Source organism: Martinezella sp. CNPSo 3795 (assembly GCF_057784475.1).
Map to the genome: position 1 here is coordinate 14,710 of NZ_JBXSOQ010000007.1, position 17,474 is coordinate 32,183.

A 17,474-nucleotide genomic window follows, 5' to 3' on the forward strand; every position below is an offset into this window, starting at 1 on the left:
TTGCGACACCGCTCCCCTTATATATTCTGAAATTTCTATTTGAGATTGCAGCCGGAAGATGATTTTATGCCGCCCGTCTGACTCATTCCCCGCGAACCTCCCGATTTTTGATCCGAGAGGCCCATGTCGATTTCAGATAAGATCTACCGCCCTTTCGAAAGGTTGATCCGGCCGCTCGACATCCCCTACCGGCCACTGACTCCCTCGGGGCCACTGGCCGTTCTTCTTCACTTCATTCTCATGTTTCGCGGCATCCTGATCACGCTCGCCCTCTGCACCATGGCGATTGAAGTCATGAGCCTGACCATCGTTTGGGGCCTGTCCGTCATTGTTGATGGTGTCACGCAGCAGGGTGCTGCCGCTTTCCTGCACAATGACCGGATGCTGCTGATCTTCCTTGGGCTGATGCTTTTCCCCTGCATCCCGATTGGCTCTTTCCTCGTCAATACGTTGAACTCGCATACGCTTGGCATCGGCATGCCGGCCGCCATTCAATGGCAAGGCCACAGGGCGGTGGAGCGGCAGGATCTCGCATTCTTCCACGATCTCTATGCCGGCCAGGTCGCCTCGCGCCTGCAGCAGGTAGCCTCAGCCGTCCAGCAGCAGGTCGTTTCGGCCTTCCAGTCCATTCCGCGCTTTATCATGCAGATGGTCGGCTCCGTCATCCTTCTGGGCGCGCTCTCCTGGCAGCTTGCCCTTCCGTCCATCATCTGGATCACGCTCAACGTGCTTCTCGCCGTCAGGCTGGCACCTGTCTTCACTGAGCGCTCACGCCGCTCGGCCAAGCGTCGCAGCCTGATTTCCGGCGCCATCACCGATCTCTACGCCAATATGCAAATGGTCAAGCAATTCGCCGCGGAAGACAGCGAGGCCGGCGCCATCAGAGGCATAATCGGCAAGGCGATCGAAGCTCAGCAGAGCGAACAACGCATCTACCGTACCGCTGAGGTCATCGTCGTCGTTCTCAACATGATGCACTGGCTGGCTATCCTGTCGATCGGCTTTACCGGGCTCGTGGATGGCTTCGTCACGATCGGCGAATTCACCGCCGCCGTTTATGTTCTCAACCGCCTCTCCGGTCACACATTTACTTTCCTGCAGATGGGCCAGCAGATCTTCCAGGCGATCGGCACGATCAAGGACGCCATGCCAGTCATGACGACGCCGCCTACCATTACCGACGGGCCGGACGCGCGGGATCTTGTCGTCCCGAACGGCGAAATCCGCTTCGAGAATGTTCGTTTCGCCTACAAATCTGGCAAGCCCGTCATCAATGACCTTTCGCTGACGGTGCGGCCGGGCGAAAAGGTCGGCCTCGTCGGCCTCTCAGGCGCGGGTAAGACGACGCTCGCCAACCTGCTCCTGCGCTTCTACGAAATTAAGGACGGCGCGATCCTGATCGACGGGCAGGATATCCGCGCCATCACGCAGGCAAGTCTTCGCCGCGCGATCGGCGTCATCGCGCAAGATGTGGCGCTGCTGCATCGTTCGGTCGGTGACAATATCCGCTACGGACGGCCGGAGGCGACCAAGGACGAAATCGAGGAGGTCGCGAAAATGGCTAGCGCCGATGCCTTCATTGCCGATCTCGCAGACAGCGAAGGCCGCAAGGGCTATGACGCCTTCGTCGGCGACCGCGGCATTAAGCTTTCCGGCGGCCAGCGCCAACGCGTGGCCATCGCCCGCGCCCTGTTGAAAGACGCACCGATCCTGGTGCTGGATGAGGCAACCTCGGCGCTGGACAGCGAATCCGAAGCCGCCATCCAGGATAGGCTCAATTTGGTGATGGAGGGCAAGACGGTGATTGCCATCGCTCATCGCCTCTCCACCATTGCGAAGATGGACCGCATCGTTGTGCTCGATCACGGGCGCATCGTGGAAGAAGGCAGGCCCGAGGAACTGGCCGAACAGAATGGCCTGTTTGCCCGCCTGTGGAAACGCCAGACCGGCGGCTTCATTCCCGAAGACATCAACGAACTCCTGCCGACATCGTCTACGAGCTGATGTCAGAAGTCTGCAGGCAACTGCTGCCTCAAGCATGTCGCGCAAAAATACGAAGCGGTTTTACGATAACGACATGCGCAAAATCACGAGCCCCGAGCGCGGCGAGCGAATCTGAAAGATCGCCAAGCGCCTTAGCAGCCTTCTATCCCCTCGACGCGGCTGCGGGGCGCCCGGTGGGTGTTGATTTTTCGGTGGATGGGGCCTGCTGCGCCCGCTGGCTCAGCCAGACGCTGCCGAGCACGACGACAATGCCGAAGATCTGCATCGTGCTCAGCTGCTGGCCGAGCACGACCCACCCCAGGATCACCGCCGTTGTCGGACTGAGAAAGCCAAGCGGCGAGACCATCGAAGGCTCGAGCCGGGACAGACCCCGGAACCAAAGAATATAGGTGAGTGCTGCGCCGATCAGCCCGAGATAGGCGAAGCCGAGAATGTTGGCGCCGGTCAGATGCGGTAGTGGCGGCTCCAGCAGCAGCGCCACCGGTAGCAAAAGCACGCCGCCTGCAGTCAGCTGCCATGCCGTAAAGGTCAGCGGCGAGACATCAGGCCGCCAGCGGCGGCTGAGCACAGTGCCAGCTGCCATAGAGAAGGCACCGGCAATACCCGCAGCGATGCCGATCGGATCGAGCGTCGCATTCGGCGTCAGGATCAGCAGCGCGACACCGCCGATGCCGGCAATGGCGGCAACAATCGAAAGGCCGCGGATCGGCGATCCCAGCAGCAAGCGCGCCAGCACGATGACGATCAGCGGCTGGACTGCACCGACCGTCGCGGCCACACCACCGGGCAGGCGATAGGCCGAAATGAACAGCAGCCACCAGAAGACGGAGAAGTTCAGTGCGCCGAGGGCCAGCGTTTTCAACCACCAGATCCCGCGCGGCAGCCGCCGCACGATCACAAGCAGCAGCAGCCCGGCCGGCAGGGCGCGCAGCATAGCGACCGTGAGGGGATAGCCCGCCGGCAGCAGTTGCGTCGTTACCAGATAGGTGCTGCCCCAGATCGCCGGCGCGATGGCGGTCAGCAACAGGTCGAGATTGCGGTTCATGATCTTGGCCTCGAATTTATCTCGACCTCAAGATAACCTGAAATACCTTGACGTCAAGATAAATTCATGGCGAAGTTCCGGCATGGATCGCATCGACAAAATTCTCGCCCAGTGGCGCCGCGAACGACCGGATCTCGACACCACGGCCATGGGCCTGTTCGGGCGCTTGCGCAATCTCGCGCTCCATCTCTCGCGCGAGATTGAGAAGACCTTCGGCCGCTTCGGCCTGAACTCGGCAAATTTCGACATGCTGGCGACCCTGCGCCGCTCGGGCGAGCCTTATACTCTCTCCCCCAGCGACCTTATGGAGACGATGATGGTCTCGTCGGGCACGATGACCAATCGCATCGATCAGCTGGAGAGGGCCGGCCTCGTCGCTCGCAGCCAGAACCCGGATGATGGCCGCAGCTTCCTGATATCTCTGACGCCGAAAGGCTTCGAGCTTATCGATGCGGCGGTGACGGCGCATGTCGAAACACAGAAACGCCTGATCTCCACCCTTTCCGAAGGCGAACGCATGGCTCTTGACCGCCTGCTGCGCAATTATTTAGCCGACTTCGAATCTGATTGATCGCTCCGACGCGATCCGGCGCAGACGTCGCGAATGCAGCCCCTCAGCCAGCGGTGCGCCGGGTCCGCATCCATGCGCGGATGCCAGAGCAGCGAGATCGTCACATCGGATGTCGGCACCGGCAGCGCGAAACTATGCATGCCGACACGCAGATTGCCCGTATAGCGCTCCGGCACACTGACGATCAGGTCGGAGGTGCGCGCCAAGGCCAGCGTCGCCGAGAAGCTGCCGACAATCGTTGCGATCTGCCGCGCCAGCCCCAGTTTCTCCAGCGCCTCGTCGATCTGTCCCTTCTGCAGGCCACGCCGCGAAACGAGAATATGCCGGCCGGAGGCATAACACTCCGGGGTGATCTCCCCTTCGCTAAACGGATGCCCGCTTCGGACCACGCCGATGAAGCGATCATGAAACAGCGCCTGCGTCCTGAGCTCTGGGCCGGTATCGTCTCCCACGACGCCGGTCTCGAAATCGATCGTGCCGTCGCGCAGAGGCATGCTGTCCTTGTCCAGCTTCTGAGTGAAGTAGAGCCGAACGCCAGGCGCCTGCTCGGCAATGCGTGCGATCAGTTCGGCGCCGAAATTCTCCACGAAGCCTTCGCGGGTGCGCAACGTGAAGATTCGCGCAAGCTGCTTCAGATCGAGGCTTTCGGCGGGCCGCAAGGCCGCTTCCGCCTCCTGAACAAGATGACCGACACGCTCGCGTAGCTCCAGCGCCCGCGGCGTCGGCACCAGCCCTCGCCCGGCCCTGACCAACAATGGATCGCCCGTCGTCTCGCGCAGCCGCGCCAGCTGCCTACTCATGGCCGACGGGCTCAATCGCAATCGCCGGGCGGCGCGCGCGACGCTGCCCTCGGCAAGCAGGACATTGAGAGTGACGAGCAGGTTGAGATCAGGCGTGGACATGATGCGACCATAACATGGTTTTCTCAATGCATAGCGTCAAATGCACTGATCAAGTGCAAATGCTGCGTATTCCGCCATATCATGCCGAGAGCTACCTTTCTGCCGGAAGTTTTATTACGTCACTAGAAATGGAGCTCATGTTGCAGCCAACCATTGAAGATCCGGCCAAAGCCGGCCAGACAAAGTCCACATCCTCCATCCGCTGGGCCCTTACCAGCCTATCGCTCTCCATGCTGATGCCTTCGCTCGACACCAGCATTGCCAATGTCGGGTTGCCAACGCTCGCCCAGGCATTCGGCGCCTCCTTTCAGCAGGTGCAGTGGATCGTGCTTGCCTATCTGCTCGCCATCTCCACGCTGATCGTCAGCGTCGGACGGCTGGGTGACATTTTTGGCAGGCGGCGTCTGCTGCTGATCGGTATCAGCCTTTTCACCCTCGCCTCGCTCTTCTGCGGCATTGCGCCGACACTCTGGCTATTGCTCGCCGCCAGAGGTCTGCAAGGTCTCGGCGCCGCCATGATGATGGCGCTCACTGTCGCGATGGTCGGTGAAACCGTGCCGAAAGAGCGCACAGGCAGCGCCATGGGCCTGCTCGGCACAATGTCTGCGATCGGCACTACGCTCGGCCCGTCGCTCGGTGGCATCTTGATCGCCAGCTTTGGCTGGAAAACCATCTTCCTCGTCAACGTGCCGCTCGGGATCGTGAATTTCCTGCTCGCTGCGCGTTTCCTGCCAACTGAGCGGCAAAACAGCAAAAGAGCTCAGGGACGCCCGGACGGGATCGGCACTTTTCTGCTGGCCCTGACGCTGGCTGCCTATGCGCTGGCAATGACGATCGGGCATGGAAGCTTTGGCGCTTTGAATATCGGCCTGCTGTTGGCCGCAGCTTTAGGCATCGCCCTGTTTGCCTTCACCGAAACGAAGGTAAAGTCGCCGCTGCTGCGCCTTTCCATGTTCCGCGATCCTAAGCTCAGCACGGGTCTTGTCATGAGCACCCTCGTTTCCACCGTCATCATGACGACGCTGGTGGTCGGGCCTTTCTATCTCTCCCGCGCTCTCGGCTTCGATGCGGCCCAGGTCGGCGCCATCATGTCCGTCGGCCCGCTGGTGTCAGCGCTGACGGGAGTGCCGGCCGGTCGCATCGTCGATCGCTTCGGCGCCCACCGCATGACCATGACAGGTCTTGTGGGCATGATCATCGGCCTGGTCCTGATGGCAGCACTGCAAGGCAGATTCGGAGCCGCCGGCTATATCGGGCCACTGGTCATCATCACCTCCAGCTACGCGATGTTTCAGGCATCCAACAACACCGCGATCATGAAGGGCATAGGCTCCGAGCAACGCGGCGTCGTTTCAGGCATGCTGAGCCTGTCGCGAAACCTCGGGCTGATAACGGGCGCGTCTGTCATGGGCGCCATCTTCACACTAGGATCGGGAACGAGCGATATTATCACGGCACGCCCGGAGGCCATTGCAACAGGCATGCAGATCACCTTTGTCGTCGGCGCCCTGCTGATCGTCGCGACGCTGGCCATCGCCGTCACAGGCATGGCACGTTCAAGGCGTGGCGCCCTTGCGCAAGAGGTCTCGTGAGGATGAGCCGAGAGGATGGCGGAGGATAATCCCGCCATCCGGTCACACCGGTCCGTGGCCGCCGAATTGCGCCGAAACGAAATCGAGAAAGCTGCGGAGCTTCGGCGTGATGCGGCGATCCGGCGCATAGAGAACATGCAGCTGGCGCGTCGGCACGCTATACCCGGGCAAAAGCGGCACCAGTGCTCCGGTTTCCAGGCTCGACTGAATGAGTTCGGACGACTGCAGAACGATACCGAGCCCTGCCAGCGCGGCTTTCAGCAGCGCCTCACCATTGTCGATCATCAGCCGGCCAGAAATCGGAACGCTCACTTTCCCCTGTGGTCCTTCAAAATCCCAATGAGTCCTCAGCATTGTATGCGAGAAGATCAGGCACTCATGATTTCGGAGATCGTCCGGCGTGGAGGGGGTGCCGTGGGCGCGCAGATAGCTCGGCGCAGCACAGATCATTAGACGATAAGGCCCTAGACGGCGGGCGATCAATCCGCTGTCAGCAAGCTCACCGATGCGAAAGACCGCGTCATAGCCCTCATCGATCAGATCCACCATGCGGTTCGTCAGCGACAAATCGATCGAAACTTCCGGATGCGCATTCAGATATTTCGGAAGCACCGGAGCGAGCGCATGGATACCGAAGGTGACCGGGGCATTGACCCTCAGCTTGCCGCGCGGCACGGCCCGGGTTTCCGCCGCCAACGCCTCTGCTGCCTCGACTTCTGCCAGAATATTGCGCGAGCGCTCGTAAAACTGGCTGCCGACCTCCGTCAGGTGCTGACGGCGCGTGGTGCGGTGGAGAAGCCGAACACCAAGATGTTGTTCGAGAAATTGTACATGTTTGCCGACGAGCTGCGGCGACATGTTCAAGGCCTCTGCCGCGGCGCTGAATGAGCCGAGCTCGACTGCCTTGACGAAGATGCTCATGCCGGACAATCGATCCATTAGAAACGATCCGTTTCAAGTATTGATATATTTAGATCATTTATCCGAATATGGATATAATTTTATGTGTTTGTCAGTCACAACAAGGAGCTGACGAACATGAAAATCGCTGTCATTGGTACCGGAAATATGGGAGCGGGGCTGGCTCGTCTGCTGACCGCAGCAGGGTCTGACGTGGTCATTGGCCATCGCGATCCCGCAAAGGCAGCAGCCTTTGCCGCCGAACTGGGCGCTGGCATCGAAGCGGGCGGCGTTGCCGCCGCTATCAAGCTTGCCGATATCGTCATACTGGCGCTGCCCTATAGCGTTATCGCGGAAACGCTGAAGGAAGCCGGAAATCTCAAGGGCAAGGTGCTGATCGATATCAGCAATCCCGTCACCGCAGATTTCAGCGGCCTCGTCGTCGGGCACTCGAGTTCGGCCGCCGAAGAAATCCAGGCGCTTGCGCCCGAGGCGACGGTGGTGAAGGCTTTTAATACGATTTTCGCACCGCTGCTGCCCGTCGAGGGACGTAACAGCAAGGTGCTGCAGGTCTTCATTGCCGGAGACGACGAGAAGGCCAAGCGCGCCGTATCCAGCCTCGTTAAATCCATCGGCTTCGAGCCGGTCGACGCGGGTCCGCTCCGCAATGCCCGTTTCATCGAACCGATCGGCGAGATGAACATCCACTTCGGCTTCTTCCTCGGCAAAGGTCCGACGGTGGCACCGGCCTGGGTCCAGCTCTGACGGCACTCAGGACTCTAAAGCGCGTCGCGCGATCTTTCAGAGTCGTTTCCCGCGCTTTAGGTCTTTGATTTTGTGCATGTCGTTGTCGCAAAACCGCCGCGCACTTTTGCGCGACATGCTTTAGGATGAAAAAAGGGCTCGGAGCCTTCACTCCGAGCCCCTTTGCATAAGCGGATCGCAACCTGCGATCAGAAACTCGCCGTCAGCGGGTCCGGGCCGATGCGGCCACTGGCCGAATCGAGCTTGGCCATCTCGGCCAGATCTTCGCCGTCGAGCTTGAAATCGAAAACCTCGAAGTTCTCCTCGATGCGGTTCGGCGTCACCGATTTCGGGATGACGATCAGGCCGTTGTCGATATGCCAGCGGATGATGACCTGTGCTGGCGTGCGGCCATGTTTGGCGGCGACCTTGCCGATGGCGGCGTTGGTGAGAAGCTTGCCCTGGCCGAGCGGGCTCCAGGATTCTGTCTTGATGCCGAGCTTGTCGTGAACGGCACGCAGTTCCTTCTGCTGGAAGGTGGGATGCAGCTCGATCTGATTCAGCACGGGCGTCACGCCGGTCTCGCCGATGATACGTTCGAGATGCGCGGCGGCAAAATTGGAAACGCCGATCGAACGGGCGCGGCCTTCTTCCTTCAGGCGCACGAAAGCCTTCCAGGTGTCGAGATAGCGGTTGCGATGCGGCGAGGGCCAATGGATAAGGTAAAGGTCGATATAGTCGGTGCCGAGCCGTTTCAGGCTTTCGTCGAAGGCCTTCAGCGTGGAATCGAAGCCCTGCGCCTCGTTCCAGAGCTTGGTTGTGAGATAGATATCCTTGCGGGCGACGCCGGACTGGCGCATGCCTTCGCCGACGCCGTCCTCGTTGGCATAGATGGCTGCGGTATCGACATGGCGATAGCCGGCTTTCAAAGCCGTGCTGACGGCCATCGGCGCGACATTCTCCGGCGTCTGCCAGACGCCGAGGCCGACCTGCGGAATGGAATGGCCATCATTGAACGTGATTGTTGGTTGCGTGGTCACGATAAGTCTCCAAAGGATGATAAGTGGGTGGAGTGAAGGCGTGATTTAAATTCTGAAAGGAAAGGGCCGGCCTGGTCCGCACAAGCGACCGGTCGAAATCCCATATAGTGGAGAATATCGGGATGTTAACCCCGGGCGACCTTTCAGACAACCCGGACCGTCATACCTCTTCGCAATGATGGCAGGATGCGCTTCATGTCGCGCAGGCTGACCGCGATGCACCCGGCCGTCGGCTCGTATCCTGGCCTGATCAGGTGAAAGAAGATCGCCGAGCCGCGGTTGCGCCTGCGAGAGCTCACATTCCAGTCGAGCACCAGGCAGACGTCGTAGAGGCCGTCGCCTCGCCGCAATTCCTCATGGCTCGGCCCGAAAGGAGCCTTCACCAGCCTGTTGTAGTTGGGATCGCCGGGCTGGTCGCACCAGAGCATATCCTCCCGGATATGCCGCATCGGCAGCGCCGTCCGCAAAAAGCGGACCCGATCGCCGCGCGTGAAGCCGTGAAGCAACTTCATATCCGCAATTGGCGTCGCGCCGTCGCCCTCTCGCTTCAATATGCTGCGCCCGGATCTGCCGATCGCCGCCGGTACCGTCATGCTCCCCACCTGTACCAGCGCCCGCGTTTTCTTACCCGGCGCAGGACGCACGACGATTGTCGAAGCGGTCCGCCTGGCCCCCGCCCTTGTCTTTTGCATTTTCCTCACATGTTTTTGCTTTGCGCGTGATTTCATTTGAAATCATAGCAGTTTCAACCAAACGACCAAGCCTGAGCCACGTCGCGACTTGCTAAAAATGCAATTTGGCGTAGGACTTAAGTGGGATTAGAACGAGGACCCGAACGGCATGACCGCACGCACCATTCTCCTGGTGGACGATGATAACGACCTGCGTGAAATGTTGGTCGAGCAATTATCGCTTTACGAGGAATTCAACGTCCTGCAGGAGGCGACCGCCGGAAAAGGCGTGCAGACCGCGCGCACCGTGCCTGTCGATCTCCTCATCATGGATGTCGGCCTGCCCGATATGGATGGCCGCGAAGCCGTGAAGCTGCTGCGCAAGAACGGCTTCAAGCCGCCGATCATCATGCTGACGGGGCATGACACGGATTCCGACACTATCCTCGGCCTCGAAGCCGGCGCCAACGACTATGTGACGAAGCCCTTCCGCTTCGCTGTACTGCTTGCCCGCATCCGCGCACAATTGCGCCAGCACGAGCAGAGCGAGGATGCGACCTTCACGGTGGGACGCTACCTCTTCAAGCCAAGCCAGAAGCTGCTCACCACGGAAGACGGCCAGAAGATCCGCCTGACGGAAAAGGAAGCCGCCATCATCCGCTATCTCTATCGCGCCGACCAGAAGGTCGTCACCCGCGACATCCTTCTCGAAGAGGTCTGGGGCTATAATTCCGGCGTGACCACCCATACGCTCGAAACCCACGTCTATCGCCTTCGCCAGAAGATCGAGCGCGATCCCTCCAACGCCGAAATCCTTGTCACGGAAAACGGCGGCTACAAGATCATTCCATAGGCGATCGATGGCGCTGAACGACGATATCCGACTGCTGTCGCAACTGCCGCTGTTTCACGGCATGGGCGATGAGCCGCTGCGGCTGATCGCCTTCGGCGCCGACCGCCGCCATGTGAATGAGGGCCAGACGCTGTTCCGGGAAAAATCGCCGGCCGAATGCGCCTATGTCATCACGCGCGGCAGTTTCGAGCTCAGCACCATCGATGCCGACGGCCAGAAACAGGTGGAGGCGATTGTCCAGGCAGGCACCATGCTTTCGGAACTGGCGATGGTGACCTTGGTGGAACGGAAATACACGGCTGTTGCCGCCGAAGAGTCCGACGTGATCCGCATTACCCGCGCCCTCTTTCACCGCTTGATCGAGGAATATCCAGACGCAGGTCTGCTGATCCAGAACCGTATCCGCGAAAACTTCGCCGCCCTTGCCAGACAGGCAGCCGCAATGCTCGGCCGCTTTTCCTGAAGCAATTCCAGGAAGAGTGCGAAGCGGCTTTCCGTCCGGAATTGCGTAAATACAAAAGGATAGAGCGTTTTCGTGATTCAAAGAAAAGCGCAAACGCTCTAACAAGTTCAATTCCGCTTCAGAGATTGAAATGCGCTATGACCGGCACGTGGTCGGACGGACGGTCCCAGCCGCGCGCCGCTTTCAGGATCTCGATGCGCTGCAGATGTGGACCGAGATCGGAGGAAGACCAAATATGGTCGAGGCGGCGGCCGCGGTCGGCAGCCTCCCAATCCTTGGCGCGATAGCTCCACCACGTATAGAGCTTCTCGCTTTCCGGCACCTGCTGGCGCATCAGGTCGAGCCAGGCGCCGCGTTTCATCACCTCGAGCAACCCTTCGGTCTCTACAGGCGTATGGCTTACGATCTTCAGGAGCTGCTTGTGCGACCAAACGTCGTGCTCCAGCGGAGCGATATTGAGATCGCCGACGAGGATCGCGGAGGTGTTCTGCTCGGCATTGGCATGCAGCTTCTTCATCTCCTCGATGAAATCGAGCTTGTGACCGAATTTCGGATTGATGGCGCGATCCGGCTCGTCGCCGCCGGCCGGAACATAGAAATTATGAAGGCGGATGCGCCGGCCGCCGCGCTCGAAGATGGCCGAGATATGCCTGCTGTCGCCGACATTGCAATAATCCTGGCGATGATCCTCGGTCAGCGGGAAACGCGAGGCGATGGCCACGCCGTGATAGCCCTTCTGGCCATGGATGATGATATGTTCATAGCCAAGCGCCCGGAGCGGCGCATGGGGGAAAAGCTCGTTCGGAACCTTGGTTTCCTGCAGGCAGAGAATATCGGGCCGGGCCTGCATGACGAACTGCTCGACGATCGGCATACGCAGCCGCACCGAATTGATATTCCAGGTCGCAATCGAAAATCCCATGCCCGAGCCTTTTCCTTGGAGCAATTCGAGGAAAAGTGCGCAGCGGTTTTCCGTCCGGAATTGCGTCAAAACAGACAGCCGGAGCGACTCGGCGATTCGATGAATCACCGGTCTCTCCGGTCAGCGTAAGGCTTTAGACCGGCTGTAGCGGAAAGAAAAGCGCCATTCGCCGCTTGCCTGCGGCGCAGGATGGAAGCGACGCTTAGCGCGTATAGTCGATGCGGAAAACGCTGTCGTCGAAGGCGACGTTGGTCTTCACATTGTTGATGATGACGTCGGTCGTCTTGCCCTGCGGATCGATAACGGTCCATTGGCGCAGGTCGTAACTCTTCGAATCGAAGATCATCGTGATCGTCGAATCGCCGAATACGGTGCGGTTGCCGAGCGTGATCTTGGTCAGATCCGGCTGCGAATCGACATTGCGCACCATGTCGGCCGAAAGGTCGATCTTGTTGGCGAGCAGCAGGCTGAGCGGCGTCTTCGATAGCTGATACATATTTCTTGTCTGCGTCTGGTCGTTGATGACCTGTACGTTATTGCCGTCGCAGATCACGCGCATGCGCGACGGCGGATCGTAGTTGAAACGCATCTTGCCGGGCCGCTGGATGAAGAATGCGCCGCTCATCTGATCGCCGCGCGGTCCGATCTGCAGGAAACCGCCCTTCATCGACTTGATGGACGAGAAATGATCGGCAATGGCCTGGGCGATACCGGGATTGAGGGTCGCTGCAGCTGCCTGCGTCTGTGCTTGAGCCTGCGCGAAAGCCGAAACCGGCAGAGCGCCTGCCGCGCCGACGGCGAGCACGGCGCCGAGTAGGTGCCGGCGGGTCAGGGACAGTCGGCTAGACGGCTGCGCATCAAATTTCGTCATCGAATTCTCCTTCATGCTTCGTCCATGGCGCGCAAAATCGGCGTCTTCATGGCGCAACGGCCCAGGGCCGGTAAGGGGCGGCAATCAAATTTCCCTGAACATAGACGGGATATGCGACACGGAAAGGCTGATTGCCTCAGCGATCGAGAATATCGGCTTCGGTCGGAACGAGGATTTCACGCTTGCCGGCGTGGTTGGCCGGGCCGATCACACCTTCCTGCTCCATGCGCTCGATCAGCGACGCCGCACGATTGTAGCCGATGCCGAGGCGGCGCTGGATGTAGGAGGTCGAGGCTTTGCCGTCGCGCAGTACGATCGCAACAGCCTGATCATAGGGATCTTCCGAATCGGAGAGATTGGACGTGCCGACCGGGCCGTGGCCGTCTTCATCCTCGTCATCATCGGCGGTGATGGCATCGAGATATTGCGGTGCGCCCTGCGTCTTCAGATAGGCGACGATATCCTCCACCTCGCCATCGGAGACGAAGGGGCCGTGAACGCGCTGGATGCGCCCGCCGCCGGCCATGTAGAGCATGTCGCCCATGCCGAGCAGCTGTTCCGCACCCTGCTCGCCGAGAATGGTGCGGCTGTCGATCTTCGACGTCACCTGGAAGGAGATGCGGGTCGGGAAGTTCGCCTTAATCGTGCCGGTGATGACGTCGACGGACGGACGCTGCGTTGCCATGATGACATGGATGCCGGCGGCACGCGCCATCTGCGCCAGACGCTGCACGGCGCCTTCGATATCCTTGCCGGCGACCATCATCAGATCGGCCATTTCGTCAATGATGACGACGATGTAGGGCATCGGCTTTAGGTCGAATTCTTCCGTCTCATAGATCGCCTCGCCGGTCTGGCGATCGAAGCCGGTCTGCACGGTCCGGCTGATCGCCTCACCCTTTGCGACGGCCTGCTCGACGCGCGTATTGAAGCCGTCGATGTTGCGCACGCCGATCTTCGACATCTTTTTGTAGCGCTCCTCCATCTCACGGACGGTCCATTTGAGCGCGACGACGGCCTTCTTCGGATCCGTGACGACGGGCGAGAGCAGATGCGGAATGCCGTCATAGACGGAGAGTTCGAGCATCTTCGGATCGATCATAATCAGGCGGCACTGCTCCGGCGTCATGCGATAGAGCAGCGACAGGATCATGGTGTTGATCGCAACGGATTTACCCGAGCCGGTGGTGCCGGCCACGAGCAGATGCGGCATCTTGGCGAGATCGGCAATCACGGGTTCGCCGCCGATCGTCTTGCCGAGCGACATGGCAAGCTTCGCCTTGGAGGTTTCGAAATCGCGGCTGGCGATGAGCTCGCGCAGATAGACCGTTTCGCGCGTCGAGTTCGGCAGCTCGATGCCGATGGCGTTGCGGCCGGGCACGACGGCGACGCGCGCGGCGATCGCGCTCATCGAACGGGCGATATCATCGGCAAGGCCGATGACGCGGGACGATTTGATGCCGGGCGCCGGCTCCAGCTCGTAGAGTGTGACGACCGGGCCGGGGCGGACGTGGATGATCTCGCCCTTGACGCCGAAATCCTCGAGCACGCCTTCGAGCATGCGGGCATTCTGCTCCAGCGCATCGGCCGAGAGCGTCGCATCGCGGGCGACGGCCTTCGGCTCGGCAAGCAGATGGACGGCGGGGAGCTGGAAGCCATAGGGACGGATGAAGGAGGTCTGCGCCTCGCGTTCCGCCCGCGCACCCGGTTTCGGACGCGGCGCGGCCGGAGTGACGCGATGGCCGGCAGCGGCTCCCTTTGGAGCAGCCGGGGCCAACGGCCACTCGTCATCCTCATCGTCAGGCAGGATATCGGCCGGGCGCCGCGGATCGCGATCATAGATCGAATCCTCGTCTTCATCCTCGTCATCGCCGAGACTGATCGACGGCGCGGAAACGACGCGGCGCGCCGGACCATCCATGGACGGCTCCAGACGGTCGCCCCGAGCCATGGGTGCCTTGGCGCGCACCGGCTCGTTCAGCGTACCGAATTCGTCGTCGTTGAAATCATAAGGCGCATCGAAGGCATGGTCGCGGCGCTTGCGCGGCCCCATGCCGAACAGCCGGCGCAGGCGAGCCTGCGTGTTGTACCAGGCATGCATGACCGCACCATAGGCCATGAAATTGGCGAGGAAACCGCCACGGTCGTCATCCTCGTCCTCATCGCCGACCCGGCGGGCACGGCTGCGGGTTTCCTCGTAATCGTCCTCATCACTTTCGTCTTCCACGAGGTTTTCGCCGATGACGCCCGAGGCGAAGAGCATGAGCCAAATGGCCGGAACGGCGAGGACCGAACCGATGATGATGGCGACGACACCGCTCGGATAGGTACCGATGAAGAGGGCTGGAAGACGCAGAAGAAGATCGCCGACGACACCGCCGATACCGTTCGGAATCGGCCAGGTGGGCGGCGCCGGGAAGCAGGCGATCGAGCCGGCCGCGACGATGCAGCCGCCGAACCAGGCGCCGAGGCGCGAGGGCACACGATGAAGCTTGCGGTTGGCAATCAGCGCGAAGGCCCAGGCGACGACGGGTAGCATCGCCAGGATCGAGGTGAGGCCGAGCGACTGCATCATGATATCGGCAAAAGCGGCGCCGGGAAAACCGAGCAGGTTGGTCGGCGCATTGGCAGTTGCGTAGGAATAGCTCGGGTCCATGACGTTCCAGGTCGCCAGCGCTGCAACCGCAAGCGCCAGCAGGAACAGTATCGCGAAACCTGTCAGGCCCTTGACCTGACGCCAAACCACGCTCGATAGCGATAAACGGTCGGGGCGACCGCTCAACGCCGCCGAATTGCTTCTGCCCATGATATCCAGCCCCGTTCCTGTCCAAAGCGCAAACGAATCGGTCCATGCCCACTCGCCGGCAGGTTAGCCATACCTAATCAGAGGAGGGTTAATGGCATGTTAACCATGCACGCCAACCTCATGAATCGCCTGTCGTCTGAAGAAAAATGGCTGTGCACGAACGAAAAGGGCCCGAACCGAGGTCCGGGCCAAGAGCGACCTATTTGCGATGAAATAGGACGCGACGGGATGTTGAGCGAAACCGGAGCCTTGCCCCGGTTTCGCAAGCTCCAATCAGGAATTGTGGTAGGCGGCTTCGCCGTGCGAGGCGAGGTCGAGGCCTTCGCGTTCGGCTTCCGGAGCGACGCGCAGGCCGATGATGACGTCGACGACCTTGTAGAGGATCGCCGAGCCGATGCCGCACCACAGGATTGTCGTGACGACGGCGGTCAGCTGGACAACGACCTGGCTGCTCATCGTGACGCCATCGGCATAGCCGACGCCGCCGAGCGAGGCGCTGGCGAAGATGCCGGTTGCGATGGCGCCGAAGATACCACCAATGCAGTGTACGCCGAAGACGTCAGCCGTATCGTCGTAGCCGAACTTGTTCTTCACGACCGAGACGAAGAAGTAGCAGAGCGGCGAGACGATCAGGCCCATGACGATCGCGCCCATCGGACCGGCGATGCCGGCTGCAGGCGTGATGGCGACGAGGCCGGCAACCATGCCCGAAGCGCCACCGAGCATGGAAGCCTTGCCGCGGGTGAAGGTTTCAACCAGCGACCAGGAGATGATGGCGGCGGCCGTTGCGACGAAGGTGTTGACGGTTGCGAGCATCGCGCCACCGGAAGCTTCGAGGTTGGAGCCGGCATTGAAGCCGAACCAGCCGACCCAGAGCATGGATGCGCCGACCATGGTGAGCGTCATGGAGTGCGGAGCCATCATGTCCTTGCCGAAGCCGACGCGCTTGCCGACGAGAATGGCGCCGACGATGCCTGCAATACCGGCATTGATGTGAACGACGGTGCCGCCGGCGAAGTCGAGTGCGCCCATCTTGAAGAGCATGCCGTTGGAATCCCAGACCATGTGAGCGATCGGGAAGTAGACGAAGGTCGCCCACAGCGCGCAGAAGAGCACGGCTGCGCCGAACTTGATGCGCTCGGCGAAGGCGCCGATGATGAGCGCCGGCGTAATGGCGGCAAAGGTCATCTGGAACAGCATGAAGATGAATTCAGGGATGACCACGCCCTTGGTGAAGGTCGATGCCGTCGTCGAGGTCGAGACGCCCGACAGGAACATCTTGGCCGTGCCGCCCCAATAAGGGCTCGAACCGCCGCCGAAGGCGAAGGAATAGCCGTAGAGAACCCAGAGGATCATCACGACCGCGCCGATCATCGTGCACTGCATCAGAACCGAGAGCATGTTCTTGGCGCGGACGAGACCGCCATAAAACAGCGCCAGACCCGGCACGAGCATGAAGAGCACGAGAATGGTGGAGATGAACATGAAGGCGGTGTCGCCCTTGTCCGGAACCGGTGCGGCGGCGGTCGCAGCGGCTGCAGCCGGAGCGGTCTCCTGCGCAAAGGCGATCGCCGGCGCAAGCAAGGCCGCAGAAAGCGCACCCACCCGTGTCAAGGCGGAGGAAAGCTTAGAAAATGACATGCAAATAACTCCCTGATCCGCCGTGTCTTACAGCGCTTCTGAATCGGTTTCGCCCGTACGGATGCGTACGGCGTGGTCAATGGAATAGACAAAGATCTTGCCGTCGCCGATCTGGCCGGTCTTGGCGGCCGACGCGATGGCCTCGACGGCCTTGTCAACGGTTTCGGATGCGACTGCGACCTCGATCTTCAGCTTCGGCAGGAAGCTGACTGCATATTCGGTGCCGCGATAAATCTCGGTATGCCCCTTCTGGCGCCCGTAACCCTTCACTTCGGTCACAGTCAGGCCCTGGATGCCGACAGCCGTGAGGGCCTCACGGACCTCATCGAGCTTGAACGGCTTGATAATGGCCATCACAATTTTCATCTGGTTTCCCATCCTTTGTTAGCCTCGGCACGGAGCCGACTCTCCTTGCCGCCGACGAGTGTTTCTGCAGCGACTGGCCATAT

The 17,474-nt window shown here is 60.6% G+C and carries 16 protein-coding genes; 6 read left to right on the top strand and 10 right to left on the bottom strand.

Translation table 11 applies throughout. From position 1 onward, the window contains the following. Positions 1 to 123: 123 nt before the first annotated feature. Positions 124 to 2,004 (top strand): ABC transporter ATP-binding protein, encoded by a 1,881-nt coding sequence (locus AC13QY_RS19630; RefSeq protein WP_488493811.1) that lies wholly within the window; start codon positions 124 to 126, stop codon positions 2,002 to 2,004. 142 nt (positions 2,005 to 2,146) lie between these two features. On the opposite strand, the gene AC13QY_RS19635 is transcribed toward AC13QY_RS19630, so the two are convergent. Beyond that, complete coding sequence (locus tag AC13QY_RS19635) at positions 2,147 to 3,049, bottom strand: EamA family transporter (protein WP_488493812.1); 903 nt, start codon at positions 3,047 to 3,049, stop codon at positions 2,147 to 2,149. A gap of 82 nt (positions 3,050 to 3,131) precedes the next feature. Between AC13QY_RS19635 and AC13QY_RS19640 the strand changes: the two genes are divergently transcribed. Continuing rightward, positions 3,132 to 3,620 carry a MarR family winged helix-turn-helix transcriptional regulator gene (locus tag AC13QY_RS19640; protein ID WP_488493813.1) on the top strand — a complete coding sequence of 163 codons (489 nt, stop codon included), beginning with the start codon at positions 3,132 to 3,134 and terminating at the stop codon, positions 3,618 to 3,620. On the opposite strand, the gene AC13QY_RS19645 is transcribed toward AC13QY_RS19640, so the two are convergent. Then, complete coding sequence (locus tag AC13QY_RS19645; protein WP_488493814.1) at positions 3,593 to 4,522, bottom strand: LysR family transcriptional regulator; 930 nt, start codon at positions 4,520 to 4,522, stop codon at positions 3,593 to 3,595. The two genes, AC13QY_RS19640 and AC13QY_RS19645, sit on opposite strands and share 28 nt — an antisense overlap. A 137-nt stretch (positions 4,523 to 4,659) precedes the next feature. Between AC13QY_RS19645 and AC13QY_RS19650 the strand changes: the two genes are divergently transcribed. Next, positions 4,660 to 6,114 (top strand): MFS transporter, encoded by a 1,455-nt coding sequence (locus AC13QY_RS19650; protein WP_488493815.1) that lies wholly within the window; start codon positions 4,660 to 4,662, stop codon positions 6,112 to 6,114. A gap of 42 nt (positions 6,115 to 6,156) precedes the next feature. Here AC13QY_RS19650 and AC13QY_RS19655 read toward each other — a convergent pair whose 3' ends face one another. Beyond that, a complete protein-coding gene (locus AC13QY_RS19655; protein ID WP_488493816.1) occupies positions 6,157 to 7,053 on the bottom strand; it encodes a LysR family transcriptional regulator in 897 nt (298 codons plus the stop codon). Between the two features lie 66 nt (positions 7,054 to 7,119). Here AC13QY_RS19655 and AC13QY_RS19660 point away from each other — a divergent pair, with 66 nt between their 5' ends. Further along, positions 7,120 to 7,779, top strand: a complete 660-nt coding sequence (locus AC13QY_RS19660; RefSeq protein WP_488493817.1) for an NADPH-dependent F420 reductase — start codon at positions 7,120 to 7,122, stop codon at positions 7,777 to 7,779. Positions 7,780 to 7,967: 188 nt separating this feature from the next. Here AC13QY_RS19660 and AC13QY_RS19665 read toward each other — a convergent pair whose 3' ends face one another. Then, on the bottom strand, positions 7,968 to 8,798 hold the full coding sequence (locus AC13QY_RS19665) for an aldo/keto reductase (protein WP_488493818.1): 831 nt from the start codon (positions 8,796 to 8,798) through the stop codon (positions 7,968 to 7,970). 143 nt (positions 8,799 to 8,941) lie between these two features. Further along, positions 8,942 to 9,490, bottom strand: a complete 549-nt coding sequence (locus AC13QY_RS19670) for a L,D-transpeptidase family protein (RefSeq protein ID WP_488493819.1) — start codon at positions 9,488 to 9,490, stop codon at positions 8,942 to 8,944. Between the two features lie 148 nt (positions 9,491 to 9,638). On the opposite strand from AC13QY_RS19670, the gene AC13QY_RS19675 reads away from it, so the two are divergent. Next, complete coding sequence (locus AC13QY_RS19675) at positions 9,639 to 10,322, top strand: response regulator transcription factor (RefSeq protein ID WP_069614787.1); 684 nt, start codon at positions 9,639 to 9,641, stop codon at positions 10,320 to 10,322. Positions 10,323 to 10,329: 7 nt separating this feature from the next. After that, the gene (locus AC13QY_RS19680) at positions 10,330 to 10,785 is read left to right on the top strand and encodes a cyclic nucleotide-binding domain-containing protein (RefSeq protein WP_113352930.1); all 456 of its coding nucleotides are present in this window, start codon (positions 10,330 to 10,332) and stop codon (positions 10,783 to 10,785) included. Positions 10,786 to 10,903: 118 nt separating this feature from the next. On the opposite strand, the gene AC13QY_RS19685 is transcribed toward AC13QY_RS19680, so the two are convergent. The 5 genes from AC13QY_RS19685 to AC13QY_RS19705 form a co-directional block, all read right to left on the bottom strand. Continuing rightward, the gene (locus tag AC13QY_RS19685) at positions 10,904 to 11,707 is read right to left on the bottom strand and encodes an exodeoxyribonuclease III (protein WP_183809642.1); all 804 of its coding nucleotides are present in this window, start codon (positions 11,705 to 11,707) and stop codon (positions 10,904 to 10,906) included. A 202-nt stretch (positions 11,708 to 11,909) separates the two neighbouring features. Then, on the bottom strand, positions 11,910 to 12,578 hold the full coding sequence (locus AC13QY_RS19690; protein ID WP_113352970.1) for an outer-membrane lipoprotein carrier protein LolA: 669 nt from the start codon (positions 12,576 to 12,578) through the stop codon (positions 11,910 to 11,912). Positions 12,579 to 12,714: 136 nt separating this feature from the next. Then, positions 12,715 to 15,384, bottom strand: a complete 2,670-nt coding sequence (locus tag AC13QY_RS19695) for an FtsK/SpoIIIE family DNA translocase (RefSeq protein WP_488493820.1) — start codon at positions 15,382 to 15,384, stop codon at positions 12,715 to 12,717. A 273-nt stretch (positions 15,385 to 15,657) separates the two neighbouring features. Further along, positions 15,658 to 17,025: an ammonium transporter gene (locus AC13QY_RS19700; RefSeq protein ID WP_113330874.1), complete on the bottom strand. Its 1,368-nt coding sequence runs from the start codon at positions 17,023 to 17,025 to the stop codon at positions 15,658 to 15,660. A 27-nt stretch (positions 17,026 to 17,052) separates the two neighbouring features. After that, positions 17,053 to 17,403: a P-II family nitrogen regulator gene (locus AC13QY_RS19705; RefSeq protein ID WP_015341499.1), complete on the bottom strand. Its 351-nt coding sequence runs from the start codon at positions 17,401 to 17,403 to the stop codon at positions 17,053 to 17,055. Positions 17,404 to 17,474: the final 71 nt, after the last annotated feature.